At 40.7% G+C, this 21044-nt stretch carries 26 protein-coding genes and 1 pseudogene; 24 read left to right on the forward strand and 3 right to left on the reverse strand.

The features are described from left to right. The first annotated feature begins 4 nt into the window (after positions 1-4). The 11 genes from ssbA (at position 5) to D8852_RS03540 (ending at position 6962) form a co-directional block, all read left to right on the forward strand. A complete protein-coding gene (ssbA, locus tag D8852_RS03490) occupies positions 5-475 on the forward strand; it encodes a single-stranded DNA-binding protein SsbA (RefSeq protein ID WP_000609594.1) in 471 nt (156 codons plus the stop codon). Between the two features lie 31 nt (positions 476-506). After that, positions 507-746 carry a 30S ribosomal protein S18 gene (gene rpsR, locus D8852_RS03495; RefSeq protein WP_000068664.1) on the forward strand — a complete coding sequence of 80 codons (240 nt, stop codon included), beginning with the start codon at positions 507-509 and terminating at the stop codon, positions 744-746. A 253-nt stretch (positions 747-999) separates the two neighbouring features. After that, positions 1000-1509, forward strand: coding sequence for a GNAT family N-acetyltransferase (locus tag D8852_RS03500; RefSeq protein WP_125424625.1), 510 nt, complete (start codon positions 1000-1002; stop codon positions 1507-1509). Positions 1510-1591: 82 nt separating this feature from the next. Further along, positions 1592-2992 carry a bifunctional Cof-type HAD-IIB family hydrolase/peptidylprolyl isomerase gene (locus D8852_RS03505; RefSeq protein WP_125424626.1) on the forward strand — a complete coding sequence of 467 codons (1401 nt, stop codon included), beginning with the start codon at positions 1592-1594 and terminating at the stop codon, positions 2990-2992. Position 2993: 1 nt separating this feature from the next. Then, on the forward strand, positions 2994-3353 hold the full coding sequence (locus D8852_RS03510) for a S1 RNA-binding domain-containing protein (RefSeq protein ID WP_125424627.1): 360 nt from the start codon (positions 2994-2996) through the stop codon (positions 3351-3353). A 33-nt stretch (positions 3354-3386) separates the two neighbouring features. Then, a complete protein-coding gene (locus tag D8852_RS03515; protein WP_125424628.1) occupies positions 3387-4133 on the forward strand; it encodes a tRNA1(Val) (adenine(37)-N6)-methyltransferase in 747 nt (248 codons plus the stop codon). Next, positions 4123-4407 carry a GIY-YIG nuclease family protein gene (locus D8852_RS03520; RefSeq protein WP_125424629.1) on the forward strand — a complete coding sequence of 95 codons (285 nt, stop codon included), beginning with the start codon at positions 4123-4125 and terminating at the stop codon, positions 4405-4407. The genes D8852_RS03515 and D8852_RS03520 overlap by 11 nt, the downstream gene beginning before the upstream one ends. Positions 4408-4492: 85 nt before the next feature. After that, the gene (locus D8852_RS03525) at positions 4493-5428 is read left to right on the forward strand and encodes a manganese-dependent inorganic pyrophosphatase (RefSeq protein ID WP_000036036.1); all 936 of its coding nucleotides are present in this window, start codon (positions 4493-4495) and stop codon (positions 5426-5428) included. A gap of 85 nt (positions 5429-5513) precedes the next feature. Further along, entirely contained in the window at positions 5514-6026 is a 513-nt protein-coding gene (locus D8852_RS03530) for a YiiX/YebB-like N1pC/P60 family cysteine hydrolase (protein ID WP_125424630.1), read from the forward strand. After that, positions 6010-6660, forward strand: a complete 651-nt coding sequence (locus tag D8852_RS03535; RefSeq protein WP_125424631.1) for a DUF1803 domain-containing protein — start codon at positions 6010-6012, stop codon at positions 6658-6660. The genes D8852_RS03530 and D8852_RS03535 overlap by 17 nt, the downstream gene beginning before the upstream one ends. Positions 6661-6761: 101 nt before the next feature. After that, positions 6762-6962, forward strand: coding sequence for a CsbD family protein (locus D8852_RS03540; protein ID WP_000051186.1), 201 nt, complete (start codon positions 6762-6764; stop codon positions 6960-6962). 36 nt (positions 6963-6998) lie between these two features. Here the strand turns inward: D8852_RS03540 and D8852_RS03545 are convergent, their stop codons facing one another. Then, the gene (locus D8852_RS03545) at positions 6999-8444 is read right to left on the reverse strand and encodes a UDP-N-acetylmuramoyl-L-alanyl-D-glutamate--L-lysine ligase (protein ID WP_125424632.1); all 1446 of its coding nucleotides are present in this window, start codon (positions 8442-8444) and stop codon (positions 6999-7001) included. Positions 8445-8549: 105 nt separating this feature from the next. Between D8852_RS03545 and D8852_RS03550 the strand changes: the two genes are divergently transcribed. Further along, positions 8550-10172, forward strand: coding sequence for a putative polysaccharide biosynthesis protein (locus tag D8852_RS03550; RefSeq protein WP_000064194.1), 1623 nt, complete (start codon positions 8550-8552; stop codon positions 10170-10172). A gap of 109 nt (positions 10173-10281) precedes the next feature. Here D8852_RS03550 and D8852_RS03555 read toward each other — a convergent pair whose 3' ends face one another. Continuing rightward, the gene (locus D8852_RS03555) at positions 10282-10647 is read right to left on the reverse strand and encodes a DUF3397 domain-containing protein (protein ID WP_004245897.1); all 366 of its coding nucleotides are present in this window, start codon (positions 10645-10647) and stop codon (positions 10282-10284) included. Positions 10648-10738: 91 nt separating this feature from the next. Here D8852_RS03555 and D8852_RS03560 point away from each other — a divergent pair, with 91 nt between their 5' ends. From D8852_RS03560 to D8852_RS03590, 7 genes and pseudogenes are all read left to right on the forward strand, one after another. Continuing rightward, entirely contained in the window at positions 10739-11695 is a 957-nt protein-coding gene (locus tag D8852_RS03560; RefSeq protein WP_000867027.1) for a TIGR01212 family radical SAM protein, read from the forward strand. Then, positions 11679-12236, forward strand: a complete 558-nt coding sequence (locus D8852_RS03565; RefSeq protein WP_000828417.1) for a tRNA (mnm(5)s(2)U34)-methyltransferase — start codon at positions 11679-11681, stop codon at positions 12234-12236. The genes D8852_RS03560 and D8852_RS03565 overlap by 17 nt, the downstream gene beginning before the upstream one ends. Beyond that, the gene (locus tag D8852_RS03570) at positions 12229-12483 is read left to right on the forward strand and encodes a hypothetical protein (protein WP_000361095.1); all 255 of its coding nucleotides are present in this window, start codon (positions 12229-12231) and stop codon (positions 12481-12483) included. Before D8852_RS03565 ends, D8852_RS03570 begins: the two co-directional genes overlap by 8 nt. An 11-nt stretch (positions 12484-12494) precedes the next feature. Beyond that, complete coding sequence (locus tag D8852_RS03575; protein ID WP_125424633.1) at positions 12495-14549, forward strand: cation:proton antiporter; 2055 nt, start codon at positions 12495-12497, stop codon at positions 14547-14549. Between the two features lie 35 nt (positions 14550-14584). Next, positions 14585-15469, forward strand: a complete 885-nt coding sequence (locus D8852_RS03580) for a YihY/virulence factor BrkB family protein (protein ID WP_125424634.1) — start codon at positions 14585-14587, stop codon at positions 15467-15469. An 89-nt stretch (positions 15470-15558) separates the two neighbouring features. Beyond that, on the forward strand, positions 15559-16011 hold the full coding sequence (locus D8852_RS03585; protein ID WP_125424635.1) for a MarR family winged helix-turn-helix transcriptional regulator: 453 nt from the start codon (positions 15559-15561) through the stop codon (positions 16009-16011). A 13-nt stretch (positions 16012-16024) separates the two neighbouring features. Further along, positions 16025-16732: pseudogene (locus tag D8852_RS03590) on the forward strand (B3/4 domain-containing protein). Between the two features lie 62 nt (positions 16733-16794). Here D8852_RS03590 and queA read toward each other — a convergent pair. Then, a complete protein-coding gene (gene queA, locus D8852_RS03595) occupies positions 16795-17823 on the reverse strand; it encodes a tRNA preQ1(34) S-adenosylmethionine ribosyltransferase-isomerase QueA (RefSeq protein WP_125424682.1) in 1029 nt (342 codons plus the stop codon). 147 nt (positions 17824-17970) lie between these two features. Between queA and D8852_RS03600 the strand changes: the two genes are divergently transcribed. The 5 genes from D8852_RS03600 (at position 17971) to rpsU (ending at position 20977) form a co-directional block, all read left to right on the forward strand. Next, a complete protein-coding gene (locus D8852_RS03600; protein WP_125424636.1) occupies positions 17971-18678 on the forward strand; it encodes a glucosamine-6-phosphate deaminase in 708 nt (235 codons plus the stop codon). 103 nt (positions 18679-18781) lie between these two features. Then, positions 18782-19399, forward strand: coding sequence for a class I SAM-dependent methyltransferase (locus D8852_RS03605; RefSeq protein WP_125424637.1), 618 nt, complete (start codon positions 18782-18784; stop codon positions 19397-19399). Positions 19400-19412: 13 nt separating this feature from the next. Continuing rightward, entirely contained in the window at positions 19413-20033 is a 621-nt protein-coding gene (locus D8852_RS03610) for a Type 1 glutamine amidotransferase-like domain-containing protein (protein WP_125424638.1), read from the forward strand. A 117-nt stretch (positions 20034-20150) separates the two neighbouring features. Next, positions 20151-20708: a hypothetical protein gene (locus D8852_RS03615; protein ID WP_125424639.1), complete on the forward strand. Its 558-nt coding sequence runs from the start codon at positions 20151-20153 to the stop codon at positions 20706-20708. Between the two features lie 92 nt (positions 20709-20800). After that, positions 20801-20977, forward strand: a complete 177-nt coding sequence (gene rpsU, locus D8852_RS03620; RefSeq protein ID WP_000048054.1) for a 30S ribosomal protein S21 — start codon at positions 20801-20803, stop codon at positions 20975-20977. The last annotated feature ends 67 nt before the right edge of the window (positions 20978-21044 follow it).

Consider the following 21044-nt stretch of genomic DNA (forward strand, 5'->3'; position numbering starts at 1 on the left):
AACTATGATTAACAATGTTGTACTTGTAGGGCGTATGACACGTGACGCTGAGTTGCGTTATACCCCATCAAATGTAGCAGTTGCGACTTTTACTCTTGCAGTAAACCGTACGTTTAAGAGTCAAAATGGCGAACGTGAGGCTGATTTCATCAATGTCGTTATGTGGCGCCAACAGGCTGAAAATCTTGCTAACTGGGCTAAAAAAGGCTCTCTTATCGGGATTACCGGTCGTATCCAGACTCGTAGTTACGATAACCAGCAAGGACAACGTGTCTACGTAACAGAAGTCGTGGCTGACAATTTCCAAATGTTGGAAAGCCGTAGCGTGCGTGAAGGACATACAGGTGGAGCTTATTCTGCACCAACTGCTAGTTATACAGCACCTACACAATCAGTACCTGACTTTTCACGTGATGAAAATCCATTTGGAGCAACCAATCCATTGGATATTTCAGATGATGATTTACCATTCTAATGGACAATTAAAACTATAAAGGAGAAAAAACATGGCTCAACAACGTCGTGGCGGATTTAAACGCCGTAAAAAAGTTGATTACATCGCAGCAAACAAAATTGAATATGTTGATTACAAAGATACTGAGCTTCTTAGCCGTTTCGTTTCAGAACGTGGGAAAATCCTTCCTCGTCGTGTAACAGGAACTTCAGCTAAAAACCAACGTAAAGTAACAACAGCTATCAAGCGTGCTCGCGTAATGGCTTTGATGCCTTTCGTAAACGAAGATTAAAAAAAGGGGTCCAGCGGACCTCTTTTTCATGAGCTCGGAAACAAGAAAGCGAATTAAGACCCTAACGGGTCTTTTTTCACGAGCTTTGAAATGAGAAGGGGAGTTCGGTCCGGGGAACCTCTTTTTCAAACTTTTATAGGGCTCTTTTGGACAGGAATACTTTTTGACCTAGTAAGATTCTTTTGCCTTACTAGGTCTTTTTCTTTTAATTATCGTGCTATAATGGTAGGAGAAAGCTTTAAAGGAGCAGCTTATGAAGACGACGTGTTCAATTAGAAAAATGCAAGAATCTGACATTAAAGATCTATCTCGAGGATTTATCAGCCAAGGTTGGCCAAGTAGAGAGGAGATTTTAACTCGATACTTTAAGGAGCAGGAAAGTGGAGAGAGGGAAGTGCTAATTGCTGATCTTACTAGTGTTGTAGCGGGTTACATTACCATTTTGCCCTCTGCTAAGCAAGGTCCGTTCGCAGAAATCCATCCAGAACTTTCAGATTTCAATGTCTTTGAGCCTTTTCAAAATCAAGGAATTGGAAACCTCTTGATGGAAGAAGCTGAAAATCAAGTTAAGCTCATATCGGATAAGGTGACCCTTGGTGTTGGGCTCCGTTCAGGGTATGGACCTGCCCAGAGATTGTACATCAAACGAGGCTATATTCCTGATGGTTCAGGCGTTTGGTATCGAAACCAACCGTTGGAAATGAATGCCACTATTCAAAATAATGATGATTTAGTTCTGTACCTATCCAAGGAATTCGAATAAGGGATAGTGAATTTCTTTGAAGATAGGGGATTTCTCTACTTTATGGTATAATGGAAAGAGTTAGATTGAAAGAGGTAGAGAGATGGATGCAAAATTAAAATACAAGGCAAAGAAGATTAAAATCGTCTTTTTTGATATTGATGATACCCTGCGTGCGTCAAAGACAGGTTTTATTCCAGCTACGATTCCTACTGTCTTTAAGCAGTTGCGTGAAAAAGGAATTTTAACAGGAATTGCCTCTGGCCGTGGCATTTTTGGTGTCGTTCCAGAGATTCGTGACCTCAAGCCTGACTTTTTTGTGACCTTGAATGGTGCCTATATCGAAGATAAAAAAGGAAATGTCGTTTATCAACATCAGATTGGGAAGAAAGATGTAGAAGAATACATTTCTTGGACAAAACAAGAGGGGATTGAATATGGTTTAGTTGGCAGTCATGCTGCTAAACTCTCCACTCGGACAGAAATGATTAGTGAGGCTATTGATCCGATTTACCCGAACTTGGATGTGAATCCTGACTTCCATGAAAAAGCAGACATTTATCAGATGTGGACCTTTGAAGATAAAGGAGATGACTTGTACTTGCCAGATTCATTGTCGGATAAACTTCGCATGGTGCGTTGGCATGAACATTCATCTGATGTGGTACCAATTGCAGGCTCAAAGGCTGCTGGTGTGGCAAAGGTTGTAGAACACCTAGGATTGAAACCAGAGAACGTCATGGTCTTCGGAGATGGCCTCAATGACTTAGAACTCTTTGATTATGCAGGAATTAGTATTGCCATGGGAGTTTCCCACGAAAAGATCAAAGAAAAAGCAGATTATATTACAAAAACAGTAGAAGAAGATGGCATTTTTGATGCCTTAGAAGGATTTGGTATGGTAGAAAAAGAATTGCATTTCCCACAAGTAGACATTGAAACAGTAGAAGGTCCTCTAGCGACTATTAAGACAAATCACGGAGACTTGCGTATCAAGCTCTTCCCTGAACATGCTCCTAAAACAGTAGCAAACTTTGTCGCTCTTTCAAAAGATGGTTACTATGATGGAGTGATTTTCCATCGCATTATCAAGGACTTTATGATCCAAGGCGGAGACCCAACTGGTACAGGTATGGGTGGTGAGTCAATCTACGGTGACTCTTTTGAAGATGAATTTTCAGAAGAACTCTATAATATCCGTGGTGCCCTTTCTATGGCCAATGCGGGTCCAAATACCAATGGAAGTCAGTTCTTTATCGTGCAAAACCAACACTTACCGTACTCTAAGAAAGAGATTGCGCGTGGTGGTTGGCCTGAACCAATCGCTGAGATCTATGCAGAACAAGGTGGAACTCCTCACCTTGATCGTCGCCATACTGTTTTTGGGCAATTGGTAGATGCAGAATCATTTGCGGTCTTGGATGCCATTGCGGCTGTTGAGACTGGTGCAATGGACAAGCCAGTTGAAGATGTGGTAATTGAAACGATTGAAATTGAGGACTAGGATGAAAATTGGTGATAAGCTAAAGGGGCGTATTACAGGAATTCAGCCCTATGGTGCCTTTGTCGAGTTAGAGACAGGGGTGATTGGGCTGATTCATATTTCAGAGATTCGGACAGGATTTATCGAAAATATCTATGAAGTTTTGAAAATTGGTGAAGAAGTGCAAGTTCAGGTTGTTGATTTAGACGAATTTTCAGGTAAAGCCAGTCTATCTATTCGCACTCTGGAGGAAGAAAAACACCAGCTACCAAGACGGAGACGTTTTTCAAATGATCGTATCAAGCATGGTTTTGCTCCACTTGGGCGAATGATGCCAATCTGGACAAAGGAAGCCCTCAACAATCTGAAAGAGAAAAACTAGTCTATTAGATTTCGTATTTTTAAAAATCAATATATGGAAGAACAATTATTAAAATCAGGAGAGCGCATCAACCAGCTCTTTTCGACAGATATCAAGATCATTCAAAATAGAGAGGTGTTTAGCTATTCGGTGGATAGTGTTCTCTTGTCACGCTTTCCTCGCTTTCCTAAAAATGGCTTAATTGTGGACTTTTGTGCTGGAAATGGTGCGGTTGGACTTTTTGCAAGTAGTCGTACCAAGGCAAAAATTCTCTCTGTAGAGATTCAGGAGCGCTTGGCGGATATGGCAGAGCGTTCGGTTCGGTTGAATGGTTTGGAAGAGCAGATGCAGGTTATCTGCGATGATTTGAAAAATATGCCTGCTCACATCCAGGGAAGTAAGGTGGATATGATTTTGTGCAATCCGCCTTATTTCAAGGTGGATCCGCATTCCAATCTCAACGAGAGTGAACACTACCTCCTAGCAAGACACGAAATTGCGACTAATCTTGAAGAAATTTGTCGAAGTGCTCAGAGTATTCTCAAGTCTAATGGACGTTTGGCCATGGTTCATCGTCCAGATCGGCTTTTGGATATCTTAGAGATGCTCAAACGCCATAATTTGGCACCCAAGCGCCTGCAATTTGTCTATCCTAAACGAGAAAAAGAAGCCAATATGCTTTTAATTGAAGCTATCAAGGATGGATCGACCAGTGGCTTCAAGGTCTTGCCACCTCTCATCGTTCACAATGATGATGGTTCCTATACGCCAGAAATTCAAGAGATTTACTATGGATCATAAGGCATATATGTATGTGGTGGAGTGTAGTGACGGTTCTTACTATACGGGTTATACAACGGATGTGAAAAAACGCCTTGCCGTTCATAATAGTGGTAAGGGGGCCAAGTATACCCGAGCACGCCTTCCAGTCAAACTCATCTATGTGGAGGAGTTTGCTAGCAAGGAAGAAGCCATGTCTGCAGAGGCTCTTCTCAAACGTAAGAAAAGACCACAGAAAGAACGATTTTTATCCGAAAATCAAGAAAAAAATCTAGTCAACGATATTGATGGCTAATGAGGAGTCCTTTGGCTCCTCTTACTTTTGTCAAAAGAGGAAAAAAGTGCTAAAATAAGATGAATAAATTTAAAGAGGTATTATCATGTCTAAGATTCTAGTATTTGGTCACCAAAATCCAGACTCAGATGCCATCGGGTCATCTGTAGCCTTTGCTTATCTTGCAAAAGAGGCTTATGGATTGGACACAGAAGCAGTAGCTCTCGGTACTCCTAATGAAGAAACAGCCTTTGTGTTGAACTATTTTGGTGTAGAAGCACCACGTGTTATCACATCTGCTAAAGCAGAAGGTGCAGAGCAAGTTATCTTAACTGACCACAATGAATTCCAACAATCAGTGTCAGATATCGCTGAAGTAGAAGTTTACGGTGTTGTAGACCACCACCGTGTGGCTAATTTTGAAACTGCCAGCCCACTTTACATGCGTTTGGAACCAGTTGGATCAGCTTCATCTATCGTTTACCGCATGTTCAAAGAACATGGTGTAGCAGTTCCTAAAGAAATCGCTGGTTTGATGCTTTCAGGTTTGATTTCAGATACCCTTCTTTTGAAATCTCCAACAACACACCCATCTGATAAAGTCATTGCTCCTGAATTGGCAGAATTAGCAGGTGTGAACTTGGAAGAGTACGGTCTCGCTATGCTCAAGGCTGGTACAAACTTGGCTAGTAAATCTGCTGAAGAATTGATTGACATCGATGCTAAGACTTTTGAACTCAACGGAAATAAGGTTCGTGTTGCTCAGGTTAACACAGTTGATATTGCTGAAGTCTTGGAACGCCAAGCTGAAATTGAAGCAGCAATGCAGGCAGCTAATGCTGCAAACGGCTACTCTGACTTTGTCTTGATGATTACTGATATTGTGAACTCAAACTCAGAAATTTTGGCTCTTGGATCAAACATGGACAAGGTTGAAGCTGCCTTCAACTTTAAACTTGAAAACAACCATGCTTTCCTTCCAGGTGCCGTTTCACGTAAGAAACAAGTGGTGCCTCAGTTGACTGAAAGCTTTAATGGCTAATAGCCTGAGTGATAATTGAAATGAGGAAACGTTAGTTTCCTTATAGCTAAAGGGGTCTCGGCTCCTTTTTTTCTAGGAGAGAAAGATGTTAGAAAATGGCGATTTGATTTTTGTGAAGGACCTTTCAGATATGGGGCAGGCCATCCAGGCTTCTACTGGGAACTATAGTCATGTAGCTATCTTTTTGGACGGTTTGATCTACCATGCTAGTGGGCAAGCAGGTGTCATCTGTCAAGAATCAGCTGAATTTTTTGAACCGACTCATCTCTATGACCTTTATGTCTATCCAGAGATGGAAGCTGACTTGGTAAAGGAAAGAGCCAGCAAATATTTAGGTGCACCCTATAACGCCTCTTTTTATCCAGATGGGTCTGGTTTTTACTGTTCCCAGTACATCGCAGAAATTCTTCCTATTTTCGAGACCATTCCGATGAAATTTGGGGATGGGGAGCAGGAGATTAGTGATTTTTGGAGAGAATATTATAAGAAACTCGAACTTCCTGTGCCTCTGAACCAGCCGGGGACCAATCCTAGTCAGTTAGCAGCATCCCCTCTTTTAAAATGTAAAGAAAGGAATCTTCATGATTCAGATTTTTAATCCATCTCGTTTGACTCGACAGCCATTTTTTATAGATTTGGTTGACTATCTGGACCAGCATGACGATGTGATTCTACGAGAAATCAAGGCTCAGTTTCCAGATGTGGCAGTTGATAAACTCATGGAAGAGTATATAAAGGCAGGCTTGATCCTAAGGGAAAACAAACGTTATTCCCTCATTCTCCCTTTTCTAGAATCTACGGATGATTTAGCCCTTGACCAAGAAATTTTTGTCAGAGAGGACAGTCCAGTCTATCAAGCCTTGCTAGAGAAGACTTTTGAGACAGAATTGCGCAATCAAACCAATGCAGCCATTCTAGTCGAATCTACGGATTTTGCAAGAGAAAAGATGACCCTGTCGAATTATTTCTACAAGATCAAACATCAATATCCTTTGACACAAAAACAGCAGGAACTCTATGCCATTTTAGGAGATGTCAATCCTGAGTATGCTCTCAAGTATATGACGACATTTTTGCTCAAGTTCCTCAAAAAGGCCCAGCTCATGCAGAAACGGCGTGATATCTTCGTTGAGAGTTTAGTCGTCTTGGGTTATATTGTTCAAAACGAAGAAGGAAAGTATGAGTTGGCGGTTGATTTTGACAAGGAGCGGTTGACTTTCTATTTACCTTAATTGTTTGCTTTTGAGCAGATTGTTTGACTTTACTAAAGAATAAGCATAAACTGAATGTAAGCGATAACGTTTATCGTATTAAAAGCAAAGGAGACAGAGCTATGTCACTTGAAAATAAATTGGAACAAGCAACTGGTGCTATCAAAGAAGGATTTGGTAAAGTTACTGGCGATAGCAAGACAGAAGCAGAAGGTACTGTAGAAAAAACAGTTGCCAAAGCAAAAGAAGTTGTTGAAGATGCTAAAGGTGCTGTAGAAGGTGCCGTTGAAGGTCTTAAAAACTCATTTAAGAAAGAAGACTAAAAAAATCAAGGGAAAACTTCCCTTGATTTTTTGATTTTATAGATAACGTTCTGCGACAGCTGAGTCACCAGGGTAGGATTCTTTCACTCCATTGACGATCTGGTAGCAATCAGCTCCCTTGCCTGCAATAATCACAGCATCGAGTTCTTGGTCTGTGATGGCCATTGCCGCCTTGATGGCTTTTTCGCGATCGGCAATCTTTTCAACAGGATGACTGATGTAGCTGCTGATTTCTTCAGCAATCGCCATTGGATCTTCATAGTTGGGGTCGTCAGCAGTTAGAAAGACTTGAATCTCAGGATGTTGATTGAGGAGGAGGCCAAAGTCTTTGCGACGACTTTCCCCCTTGTTTCCAGTCGAACCGAGAACCAGAGCGATTTTTCCAGTTTGATGAGTTTCAACCACATTGATGAGTTTTTTCAGACTGTCTCCATTGTGGGCGTAGTCGATGAAGACCTTGGCTCCATTTTTCTGCGTGAGGACTTCCATACGTCCAGGAACTCGGGTCGCAGCGATTCCTTTTTTGATGTCCTCTAGACTGGCACCTAGACGAAGGCAGGCAAGTCCTGCTGCAACGGCGTTTTCTTGGTTAAAGTGGCCAATCAGTTGGATGTCATAATCTCCAGCAAGCTTACCAGTAGCAGAAAAGCTAAAAGCTTTGGAATTCTCGATTTGGTTGCTCGACTGGCTACCATAGAAGTCATGTTCTTGATCTTCCACTTGTTCTTTCAATACAGAAAAGTGGTCCATGTCGCTGTTAATGACAACTGCTCGGCTATTTTTCATCAAGAGACGTTTGTGGTAGAAGTAATCTTCAAAGCTTGGATGCTCAATCGGACCGATATGGTCAGGACTGATATTGAGGAACACACCTACATCAAAGGTTAATCCGTGGACTCGCTTAACCAAGTATGCTTGACTGGAGACTTCCATGATGAGATGGGTTCTTCCGTTATGAACAGCTTGAGCCATCATATCAAAGAGATCAATGCTCTCAGGAGTTGTGAGGGCAGATTTAAAGAAGGTCTTACCATCTAAGGTTGTATTCATGGTAGACAGCATAGCTGGGCGATGATGTTGAGCCAAGATGTTATAGGCAAAATAGGCCGCTGTTGTCTTTCCTTTTGTCCCTGTGAAAGCGAGAATTTTGAGTTTTTCTTGTGGATTGCCATAAAATTCCATGGCAATCAAACTCATGGCTTTCTTAATGTCGTTCACGACAATAACAGGAATACCGACCTCGTAGTCCTTTTCAGCTACATACCAACCTAAGCTCTGAGTTATAGCAGAAAGAAGGTATTCTTTTTTAAAGGTAGCACCTTTTGCAAAAAAAAGAGTGCCTGCTTTTACTTTACGACTGTCGTAACTGATACTATCAAAATCGACATCACTGTAATTGTAGTAGTAATGTCCCTGATCAATAATCTCACGGAAGAGACTATCTTTCTTTAAAATATCTAATACGGTTTCAATCTTTATCATACTTTCTATTATAAACTTCAAGTCTGAATTTTACAAGTAACAAGGAAAAGTTTATAATGGAAGATAAGGAACTTTTCCTAGTTATCAAAATTGAATGAGGAAGCTATGTCTAACGAAAATAATCACCAGCAAGCCCAGATGTTGCGAGGGACTGCTTGGCTAACAGCTAGTAACTTTATTAGTCGCCTCCTTGGTGCTATCTATATTATTCCCTGGTATATTTGGATGGGGACTTATGCCGCCAAGGCAAATGGTCTCTTTACCATGGGTTATAATATTTACGCCTGGTTCTTGCTGATTTCGACAGCGGGTATCCCGGTTGCGGTTGCTAAACAAGTGGCTAAGTACAATACTATGCGAGAAGAAGAGCATAGCTTTGCCTTGATTCGGAGTTTTCTAGGCTTTATGACGGGCTTGGGACTAGTCTTTGCCTTGGTCTTGTATCTCTTTTCTCCCTGGTTGGCAGATTTATCAGGCGTGGGGACAGACCTAATTCCTATCATGCAGAGTTTGGCTTGGGCAGTTCTGATTTTTCCATCTATGAGTGTTATCCGTGGCTTTTTCCAAGGGATGAATAACCTGAAGCCCTATGCTATGAGTCAAATCGCCGAGCAGGTGATCCGTGTTATCTGGATGTTGCTGGCTACTTTTATTATCATGAAGATGGGTTCTGGTGATTACTTATCAGCGGTTACTCAGTCTACCTTTGCTGCCTTTGTGGGAATGGTGGCTAGTTTTGCAGTCTTGATCTATTTTCTTTCCAAGGAGGGACTGCTCCAAAAGGTATTTGAAACACGGGATAAGATCAATAGCAAGCGACTCTTGGTTGATACCATCAAGGAAGCCATTCCCTTTATCCTGACAGGATCAGCCATCCAGCTCTTCCAGATTTTAGACCAAATGACCTTCATCAATAGCATGAAGTGGTTTACCAACTACAGCAATGAAGACTTGGTTGTCATGTTTTCTTATTTCTCCGCCAATCCTAATAAAATCACCATGATTTTGATCTCTGTTGGTGTCTCGATTGGAAGTGTCGGCTTGCCACTTTTGACGGAAAATTATGTCAAAGGTGATTTGAGAGCCGCTGCTCGCCTAGTTCAAGATAGTATGACCATGCTCTTTATGTTTCTCTTACCAGCAACAGTTGGAGTCGTCATGGTAGGGGAACCTCTCTATACAGTCTTTTATGGCAAGCCAGATAGTCTGGCCATGGGCTTGTTTGTCTTTGCGGTTTTACAGTCTACTATTTTAGGTTTGTACATGGTCTTGTCTCCTATGCTTCAGGCTATGTTCCGCAATCGCAAGGCAGTGCTTTACTTTGTCTATGGTTCCCTTGCCAAGCTAGTCTTGCAGTTACCAGCTATTGCCATTTTCCACAGCTATGGTCCCTTGATTTCAACGACTATCGGTCTCATCATTCCAAATGTTTTGATGTACCGAGATATTTGCAGGGTAACAGGTGCACGTCGTAAGATTATCTTAAAACGGACAATTTTAATTATGATTTTGACAATGGTCATGTTTATTCTGGTTGGTTTTCTACAGTGGATTTTAGGATTTTTCTTCCAACCAACGGGACGCTTCTGGAGTTTCCTTTATGTAGCTCTCATCGGAGGTCTCGGGGGAGGACTCTATGGTTTAATGAGTCTTGGCACTCACCTATTGGATAAGATTATTGGTAAACCTCAAGCAGACCGCCTACGAGCAAAATTTAAACGATCTTAACAAAATAGATTTATAACTAAAAGAAAAGCTAGCTCCTTGTTAAGTGTCTGGGTTAGCTGACACTTAATTTCCATAAATTAAAATCCCTAGAATCAGTTGTTCTAGGGATTTATTGGGGTGTGAGCATCATTAATTCTACAATCATAGCGATATAGAGGACTAAGGTTAGGAGAAAACCCGCTCTCCAGAAGAATTTGATAAATTTAGGGTAATAAAAACTTCGTTTTTTGAGTAGGAAAAAGACAACTAGGAGGATTGCTAGGAGAGAAAGTGCAACACCAAGTCGTGGCAGAAAGTTGTGGGTAAAGGCTTTGGCAGTGATAAGATAATACTCGAATACCAAAAGTGGAAAAGCTAAATCCGCAAAGTTCAGTCCTAGTTTTTTCAGTTTAAAAAGTTTTGTTACAATGATGGAGACCACGAGGGTTAGTACCAACAATAAAATAGCTGCTATTTTCATTAAAATCATACCCATATTGTATCATAAAAAATCATTAAAGGAAACGAGAAACAAGGGAATTTGTAGGAAAGTCAGGCTTTTGAGATTGTGGGTGTTTTTTGTTATAATGAAAGTTATGAAATCTTATAATACCTTGAATGATTATTATCGAAAACTCTTTGGAGAAAAGACTTTTAAAGTTCCTATTGATGCGGGATTTGACTGTCCAAATCGGGATGGAACTGTAGCTCATGGGGGCTGTACCTTTTGTACGGTTTCGGGTTCTGGAGATGCCATTGTAGCACCAGATGCCCCTATCCGTGAGCAATTTTATAAGGAAATCGACTTTATGCACCGCAAATGGCCAGATGTTCAGAAGTATCTGGTTTATTTTCAAAATTTTACCAACACCCATGAAAAGGTGGAAGTCATCCGAGAGCGCTATGAGCAGGCTATCAACGAACCGGGTGTAGTAGGGATCAATATCGGAACGCGCCCAGACTGCCTACCAGACGAAACCATTGAATATTTGGCTGAGTTATCGGAACGCATGCATGTGACGGTAGAATTGGGCTTGCAGACCACCTTTGAAGCAACCTCTGACCTGATTAACCGTGCCCATTCTTATGAATTGTATGTGGAAACAGTAAAACGCTTGAGGAAATATCCCAAGATTGAGATTGTTTCCCATTTGATTAACGGGCTGCCCGGTGAGACTCATGAGATGATGGTTGAAAATGTCCGTCGCTGCGTCACGGATAATGATATTCAAGGAATTAAACTGCACTTGCTCCATCTCATGACCAATACGCGTATGCAAAGAGATTACCACGAAGGACGCTTGCAACTGATGAGTCAGGACGAGTATGTCAAGGTTATCTGTGACCAGTTGGAAATCATTCCCAAGCATATCGTCATCCATCGAATCACGGGAGATGCGCCTAGAGATATGTTGATTGGTCCCATGTGGAGCCTCAATAAATGGGAAGTGCTAAATGCTATTGAAACTGAAATGAGACGTCGTGGAAGTGTGCAAGGATGCAAGGCTGTAAAACAGGAGTTTAAAAATGAAAAGACCACTTGAGATGGCGCATGATTTTTTGGCTGAAGTTGTGACAAAAGAGGATATCGTTGTGGATGCGACCATGGGCAATGGTCACGATACGCTTTTTTTAGCCAAGCTAGCCAAGCAAGTCTATGCCTTTGATATCCAGGAGCAGGCTTTGGAGAAAACCAAAGACCGTTTAAATGAGGCAGGTTTAGAAAATGTCCAGTTGATTTTACAAGGGCATGAGACACTGGACCAATTTGTGACAGAAGCTAGGGCAGGGATTTTTAATCTTGGTTATTTGCCTTCTGCTGACAAATCCGTCATCACCAGACCCCAGACTACTATTGAAGCTTTAGAGAAACTTTGTCATTTGCTTGTCAAAGGGGGACGGATTGCCATTATGATTTACTATGGTCATGAGGGAGGAGACAGCGAGAGGGATGCCGTGTTGGATTTTGTTAGCCAGTTGAACCAACAAGAGTATACAGCTACCATTTACCGGACACTCAACCAAGTTAATAATCCACCGTTTTTAGTTATGATTGAGAAATTAGAAAGATATAGACATGGATAAACAATACCTACGTGAGAAATTAGAGGCTATGCGCCAAAATTTTGTTGAGTCAACGCATCACGAGAGAGCAGTCGGGGTGCTTGACGAAGCACATATGAGCAAGAAAATGCTCAAAATCAAGAAAAAATTAGTGGCTCTTGAAATGGAACGATGTCAGAAAAAAATTGAGCACAAAGACTGTTCCAAGATTGATCAGAAAATCCAAGAGCAGAAGGAGATGTTTGAATTTTGTTGTAAAAAAGACTAAGGAGGGTCTAGATGACACTACTAATTTACCTGATTCTATTTTTATTAGTCTTAATCGTTTCAACTACGACCAATAAACTTCTGCCATTCTTGCCCCTCCCCCTAGTACAAATCCTTTTGGGACTTGGCATTGGTCTTTTTTTGCCCAATACTGACTTTCATCTCAATACAGAGCTGTTTCTGGCCATGGTTATTGGCCCCTTACTTTTCCGAGAGGCAGAAGAAGCTGATATTACATCTGTTTTAAAACACTGGCGCATCATTGTCTACTTAATCTTTCCAGTAATTTTCATCTCGACCTTGAGTTTGGGAGCCTTGGCTCATTTCCTTTGGCTCAGTCTTCCCTTAGCTGCCTGTTTGGCTGTTGGGGCAGCGCTTGGTCCGACGGATCTGGTAGCCTTTGCTTCTCTTTCTGAACGTTTTCGTTTTCCCAAACGGGTTTCCAATATCCTAAAAGGAGAAGGCCTTTTAAATGACGCTTCTGGTTTGGTTGCCTTTCAGATGGCTCTTGCTGCTTGGACAACAGGAACTTTTTCTATTGGTCAGGCTGGAAAGTCCTTGGTTCTCTCTATTCTGGGTGGTTTTGTAGTCGGTTTTGTGACGGCTATGGTCAATCGTTTCTTGCATAGTTTTTTACTGAGTGTGCGAGCGATAGATATAGCCAGTGAACTATTGCTAGAGCTAAGTTTGCCACTCATGACCTTTTTTATCGCAGAAGAGTTTCATGTTTCAGGGATTATCGCAGTTGTAGTTGCAGGGATTTTGAAGGCCAGTCGTTTCAAAAAAATCACGCTCCTCGAAGCTCAGGTAGATACTGTTACAGATACTGTTTGGCATACCGTGACCTTTATGCTCAATGGTTCTGTCTTTGTCATCTTGGGGATGGAATTGGAAATGATAGCAGAACCTATCCTGACTAACCCCTTTTATAACCCCTTACTACTATTAGTATCGGTAGTTTTGCTGACATTCTTACTTTTTGCCATTCGCTTTGTTATGATTTATGGCTTCTATGTTTGGAGAACACGACGCCTCAAGAAAAATCTTCGTAATTACATGAAGGATATGCTCCTTTTGACCTTCTCTGGTGTAAAAGGAACGGTCTCTATTGCAACCATACTTCTCATACCAAGTAATCTAGAGCAGGAGTATCCCCTCTTACTTTTTCTAGTAGCGGGTGTCACGCTATTAAGCTTTCTAACAGGTCTCTTAGTTCTTCCCCACCTTTCCGAGGAACAAGAAGAAACCAAGGATTACCTCATGCACATTGCGATTTTAAATGAGGTCACAGCAGAGTTAGAAAAAGAACTGGAAGGGCATAAGAACAAACTCCCCCTTTATGCGGCTATTGATAATTATCACGGTCGAATTGAAAACCTAATCCTTAGTCAAGAAAATAAAAGCGCCCAAGAGGATTGGGAGGCTTTAAAACTCCTCATCTTGAGTATCGAAAGCGATGGTTTGGAGCAGGCTTACGAGGAAGGGAAAATCGGTGAGCGTGGTTATCAAGTTTACCAACGCTATTTGAAAAATATGGAACAGAGTATTAATCGCAAGGTTGCTTCCCGCCTAACATATTACCTCCTTGTATCGCTCCGTATCTTGCGTTTTGTCCTGCATGAATTACTGACCTTTGGCCAGACCTTCCGGAGTTGGAATGACAAGGAGCAACGTCAACTTCGAGCTATTGACTATGATCAAATATCCGAACTCTATCTGGAGAATACGGAGCTGATTATCGAAAGTTTGGAAAACCTAAAAGGAATCTACAAGAGTAGTCTGATTAGCTTTATGCAGGAGTCTCGCTTGCGTGAAACAGCTATTATCGGTAGTGGTGCCTTTGTTGAGCGGGTTATCAATCGCATCAAGCCAAATAATATCGATGAAATGCTAAGAGGTTACTATCTAGAACGTAAGTTAATCTTTGAATTCGAAGAGAAGAAATTGATTACGACCAAGTATGCCAAGAAATTACGGCAAAATGTCAATAATCTTGAGAATTATTCTCTAAAAGAAGCCGCAAATACCCTACCCTATGATATGATGGAATTAGTCAGAAGAAATTAGTTTAGAAAATCAACTTGTATTAGGAGGATTGCAACATGAAAAAGTGGTGGAAAGAGCTGATAGAACGGCCCTTGTTGAAAGCTTTTTTACATTTTTATCAAGCTTCTGATAGTGAACTGACCAGTGTTGCGGTTGCCTACTATTGGTTGATTTCAATCTTCCCTTTGCTGATGATAGTGGTCAATATTTTGCCCTATTTTCAAATTCCGATTTCAAATTTTTTGCTCACTATCAAGGAATTTGTACCAGATACAGTCTATGATGTGGTAGCAAAGATTGCCCGAGAAGTCTTGACTCAACCATCGACTGGTTTGCTGAGTTTTGCAGTCTTGTCAGCCCTTTGGACCTTCTCGAAATCGATGGATTTTCTCCAAAAAGCTTTTAATAAGGCCTATGGAGTGGCCAAGAGCCGAGGAATTATCTCCCATCAATTGATGAGTTTACTCGTCAGCTTTGGCTTGCAGATTCTTTTTGCTCTTGCCTTGTTTTTGAGTATGTTTGGACACATGTTGCTTAATCTCCTCAAAACTTACTGGCAATCAGACAGTCCTTTCTTCGATTATCTACAGGACTTTACAGGCCCTTTGATTTATGCCCTGCTCTTTGCCATCTTGGTCATGCTCTACTATTTCCTTCCAAATGTTAGAGTCCCTCGTATTCGCTACGTTTTTCCTGGTAGTATCTTTGTCTTACTGACTCTTGTCTTTCTGTTGAATATCTTTTCTGCATATTTTAATAACTATGTCAACCATCTGGTCGATGTTCGATTTTTCAGTTCCATTATTGTGGTGGTCATGATGTTCTGGTTTATTCTCATCGCAAAGATTTTAATTATCGGAGCAGTTATCAATGCCAGTGTACAGAGTCTGAAGGATCCAAAGTTTCGGGGTAACACATTCATTTTAAAGAATGGGGAATAATAAAAAGTCGCTTTGAAAACAAAGTGCCTTTTGTTGCAAATGCAACAAAAATGTGCTATTCTATCATCATAGATGTGAGAGGAGGAAATATGTCGTTATTACGCGAAATCGGAATTATAGCACGTGCCTTGGACTCTATTGCCAATATCGAATTTCGTGATATAGACCTAGCTCGTGGGCAATATCTTTATTTAGTACGAATCAAGGAAAATCCAGGAATCATTCAAGAAGTCTTGTCGGATTTACTGAAGGTTGACCGTTCGACAGTTGCTCGTTCAGTAAAAAAACTGGAAGAAAAGGGGTTAATAAAACAAGGAATGACCAGTACAAATCGGAAAAATAAAGAGTGGTTTGTCACTGAAAAAGGAGAGGCACTTTATCCTTTTATCCTTGCTGAACATCACTATTCAGAGAATTCTGCCCTAAAAGGATTTTCCAGGGAAGAGGCCAGAGAACTGGAGAGCCTACTAATTCGGGTTAGAAAAAATATTACAAGTGATTGGGATATGGTCAAAAAAGGCCAGAAAAGAAATTATTTATAATAAGAGGTGAAAGATGAAAGTTATCGTTGAAAATGAATTTTGGAGCTTGTTTCCAGAAGCACAGATTAGCGTTTTAGTAGTAAAGGGATTAGATAATACAATTGATGAAAGCAAGGATCCCTATTTCAAAACCTTGCTAGATAAGGGAGCTAAACGAGCTGAGGATTTCATTTTGGATGAGAATTTTACTCAGAATGATGTCATTCAAGAATGACGTCAGGCTTTCAGCAAGTTCAAAACGAAAAAAGGAGCACGCTCCTCTATAGAAGCTCTGCTTAAAAGGGTCAGTCAGGGAAGAGAGTTTAATCCCATCAATCCCTTGGTAGACATCTATAATAGTGTCTCTCTATCTTATGCTGTTCCCTGTGGTGGCGAAGATGTGAACAAGATTGTAGGCAATCTTCATCTTGGTCAGGCTAAGGGAGGAGAACCTTTCTTTCCACTAGGAGCTGAAAACGATGCGCCTGCTTTACCTGAAGAAATCATCTATTACGATGATGAAGGAGCGGTTTGTCGTTGTCTTAACTGGAGAGAGGCACAGAGAACCATGTTGACGGAAGAGACAAAAGATGCTGTCTTAGTGATTGAAGCGATCAATGCTGAACAGGCAAGACGTGCTCGGGTTGCCATGGAAGAATTACAGGAATTGGTAAAGGACTACTTTGGTGTTCAAGGCAAACTGGTCCATCTAACTTCTGAGTCCCCAGAAATTACACTTTAAACAGAAATAGCCCTGTCATCTCTTAGGAATAAAACTATCCTAAAGAAATGACGGAGCTATTTTTAATAGATAAACATAGCATCACCAAAGCTAAAGAAGCGGTATCGTTCTTGAATAGCATGGTGGTAAGCATCTAGGACTAAGTCACGACCGGCAAAGGCAGAAACTAGCATAACAAGAGTTGACTTGGGTAGGTGGAAGTTGGTTGAAAAAGCATCCACAACCTTCCAGTCGTAGCCTGGCTTGATAAAGATATTGGTCCAGCCAGAATCTGCTTGGATTTGCCCATCAAACTTGGAACCGATGGTTTCCAGTGTGCGGATCGAAGTAGTTCCAACAGCGATAACACGACCTCCATTTTCCTTGACAGAGCGAAGGGTGGCTGCGGCTTCATCAGAAAGTTGGTAGAACTCTGAGTGCATTTCGTGTTCGTCCAGATTGTCAACAGAAACGGGTCTAAAGGTTCCTAAACCAACGTGGAGCGTTAAATAAACCAAATGGACACCCTTGGCTTGGATTTCTGCTAGCAGTTCTTTAGTAAAGTGGAGACCAGCAGTAGGTGCGGCAGCAGAACCACTTTCTTTAGCGTAGACCGTTTGATACCGTTCACGGTCATCTAGTTTTTCATGGATATAAGGCGGTAATGGCATTTCACCTAGACTTTCCAAAACTTCTAGGAAAATTCCTTGGTATTCAAAGCGGACAATGCGGCCCCCGTGGGTCAATTCTTCCGTAACGACAGCGCTGAGGCGACCATCACCAAAGTTGACACGAGTGCCAACCTTGAGACGTTTGGCAGGTTTAGCGAGGACTTCCCACTCATCACCACTAGTATTTTTGAGCAGGAGAAGCTCCACATGGCCTCCAGTTTCTTCCTTTTGACCATAAAGGCGGGCTGGGAGAACACGGGTGTCGTTCATGACAAGAGCATCACCAGGTTCCAGCATATCGATAATGGAGTGGAAGTGCTTATCCTGCATTTCTCCCGTCTCACGATTAACGATAAGGAGTTTAGAGGCATCTCGTTTTTCCAGTGGCGTTTGGGCAATCAATTCCTCTGGCAAGTGGAAATCAAAATCAGCTGTATTCATTTTTTTCATCATTCTTTCTAACTTCTAATCTTATCCATTATAACACGTTTCAAGTTTGGACGCTCTTTTTTTGGAAATTAAATCGTTTTCACTTGACAAAAATTGGTCTATACCATATAATAAATATAGAAACATGGAGGATATAAAATGAAAGTTATTAAAGTTGAGAATCAAATCGAAGGTGGAAAAGTAGCTTTTGAGATTTTGAAGGAAAAATTGGCCAATGGTGCTCAAACATTAGGACTTGCGACAGGAAGCAGTCCACTTGAGTTTTACAAGGAAATAGTTGAGAGTGACCTTGATTTTTCAAATCTAACCAGTGTAAACCTTGATGAGTATGTGGGACTTGACGGAGACAATCCTCAGTCTTACCGTCACTTTATGCAAGAACACTTGTTCAACCAAAAACCGTTTAAAGAAAGCTTTTTGCCACGTGGTGTTAAGGACAATGCTGAAGAAGAAGTAGAACGTTACAACCAAATTTTGGCTGATCATCCAGTTGACCTGCAAATTTTAGGAATTGGACGTAATGGACATATCGGCTTTAATGAGCCAGGTACTCCATTTGACAGTCAAACACATCTAGTAGAACTTGACCAATCTACTATTGAAGCCAATGCTCGCTTCTTTGACAAGATTGAAGACGTTCCAACTCAAGCCATCTCAATGGGGATTAAAAACATCTTGGATGCCAAGTCAATTATTCTCTTTGCTTACGGTGAGTCGAAAGCAGAAGCCATTGCTGGCACAGTATCAGGCCCAGTGACTGAGAACCTCCCAGCAAGTAGCCTACAAAACCACCCTGATGTGACTATTATTGCGGATGCTGAAGCGCTCAGCTTGCTTGAAAAGTAAAATGACAAGAACCACTTGCTCTTTGGAGTGAGTGGCTTTTTACTTCAAATGTTCACTATCCTGCTAAAGTGGTATAATATAGCTATACGGGGAGGCTCGAACTTTGATTTATATAATCGGTTTTATTTGTTTTTTACTTTTAATTTTATTGTTTTGTCGTCTCGTTCGGCAATCAAAGAATCCTTCGGGCTTTCTAGGAAAACAAATGATGAATTTATGGAATCGTGCCTATCTCCCCATGTTTGTATGGGCAATTCGTCATCTGGATAGGACATTTTACCCTGTAATCTTAGATGTAGGAGTTGGGAATGGTCGTTCAACCATCCTGCTGAAAGAAACTTTTCCGCAAAGTACCATAACTGGAATCGATATTTCAGATACTGCAATAGCTCAAGCCAAACAGGTAGAGATAACTAATCTAAATTTTGAACGAAGAGACGTTAGGGAGACAGGCTTTTCTGATGAAAGTGTTGATTTAATCACAGCCTTTCAAACTCATTTTCATTGGCGGGACCTAGAGGCTTCTTTTATGGAACTTCGAAGAATACTCAAATCAGACGGGATGCTCTTACTGGCTTGTGAATATAACAAGTTGTCTTACTTTTTACCAGAGGTTCAAAGCGAAGAATCATTTAGACGATTCTTGTTATCAGTAGGCTTTGAGCTCATAACTAGTCAAAGAAAGGGATCGTGGATCCTTTATAAAATTGTTAAAAACTAATGGAGGTACAATCATGAAACAATTATTTTTATGTTCATACTTTGCTGGAGTCAAAAAGCTTTTTAGCGATTATGCAAAGGAAAAGAATCTAGAAAACAAGGTCTTATTTATTCCTACCGCTGGGAACAAAGAGGATTATACTGCCTATATCGATGAGGCTCAGCAAACATTCAAAGATTTAGGATTTGAGATAGAGGTTCTAGATATTGCTTCTTGTGATCGAGAAACTGCACAGGCAAAGATTTTCCAAAGTAAGATTCTTTATATCTCAGGCGGGAATACCTTTTATTTATTGCAAGAATTAAAGAAAAAGCAACTCCTATCTCTCATCAAAGAGCAAATAAGAGATGGGTTGGTCTATGTGGGAGAATCAGCAGGGGCTATCATTACAGCCAAGGATATTGACTACAATAAACTCATGGACGATAAGACGGTAGCGACAGAGTTATCTGATACAGAGGGATTGGATGAAGTGGATTTCTATATCCTTCCACATTATGGTGAGGAACCTTTTACTGATAGTAGCAAAAATACCTTTGAAACCTATAAAAAGCAGCTTGAATTGCTACCACTTCATAACCGCCAAGCAATTATCGTTAACGATGAGCAAATAGATATCTTGACAATAGAATAAAAGCGTGGTTGGAAGAACAGTAATATTTTACCAATAAAACGATTAGCGGTTGATAATTCACTTAGTGGGAATCTGCCATGGATAGATTAATTTTATGAATTCAAGAAGGGAAAAGCTATGAAAATAAAAACGCTAGATAAAATAGGAGGGGTTATTTTCTTGTTTATAACGATTGCTATCATTGTCGTTTTTTTATCAGATACGAGCTTTTTTGAGTGGGCATTTACTAGACACCAGAATACTCTGAGTTGGTATATTCGCCCTCTCTTTATTATTCCAATTGTAATGGGAGCTTATAAAAAATCCTACAGCCTGATTTTCTTTTCTATATTTTGCCTATTTACTAGCATGTTCTGGTTCCCAAAGCCGGAAATAGTTGATGTAAAAGTAATTGAGTTTTTGAATTTTGAGAAGACTTATTTTACGAGCGGATGGAGTATTGAAAAAATTATCATTCTGGCGATGATTCTAGCATTTTTTACGGCGATTATATCCTTAACATGGAGTAGACGTTGGTATGGATTATTAGCAACGGTAGTAATTGGAGCGTTTCTGAAGGTTGCCCATAGTCTTTTATTTAGTGGAGGAAGTGGCATATCAATTGTGAAACCAGCGATTTTGGGCTTGATTCTCTGCATCTTAGTGATTTATTTCATCTTCAAAAGAAGAAAGTAAAAATAATAAAAGTTTATGGTCGCTTTCTCTTGACAATTATTCACTTTGTGTGTAAAATGGAATAGATCTTGAACTTGAAGGGAGTGAAAAAAATGTCTAAAACAGTAGTACGTAAGAATGAATCTCTTGACGATGCACTTCGTCGTTTCAAACGTGCGGTTACTAAAGCTGGTACTCTTCAAGAAACACGCAAACGTGAATTCTATGAAAAACCTTCTGTAAAACGTAAACGTAAATCAGAAGCAGCTCGTAAACGTAAAAAATTCTAATTTGAAATGAAAGGCTAGAGAAATCTAGTCTTTTTATTTTTAAATAAATACTGTAAATCCTGCAAAA

It is taken from the genome of Streptococcus mitis (assembly GCF_003942695.1).
GTDB classification, from domain to species: Bacteria; Bacillota; Bacilli; order Lactobacillales; family Streptococcaceae; genus Streptococcus; species Streptococcus mitis_BD.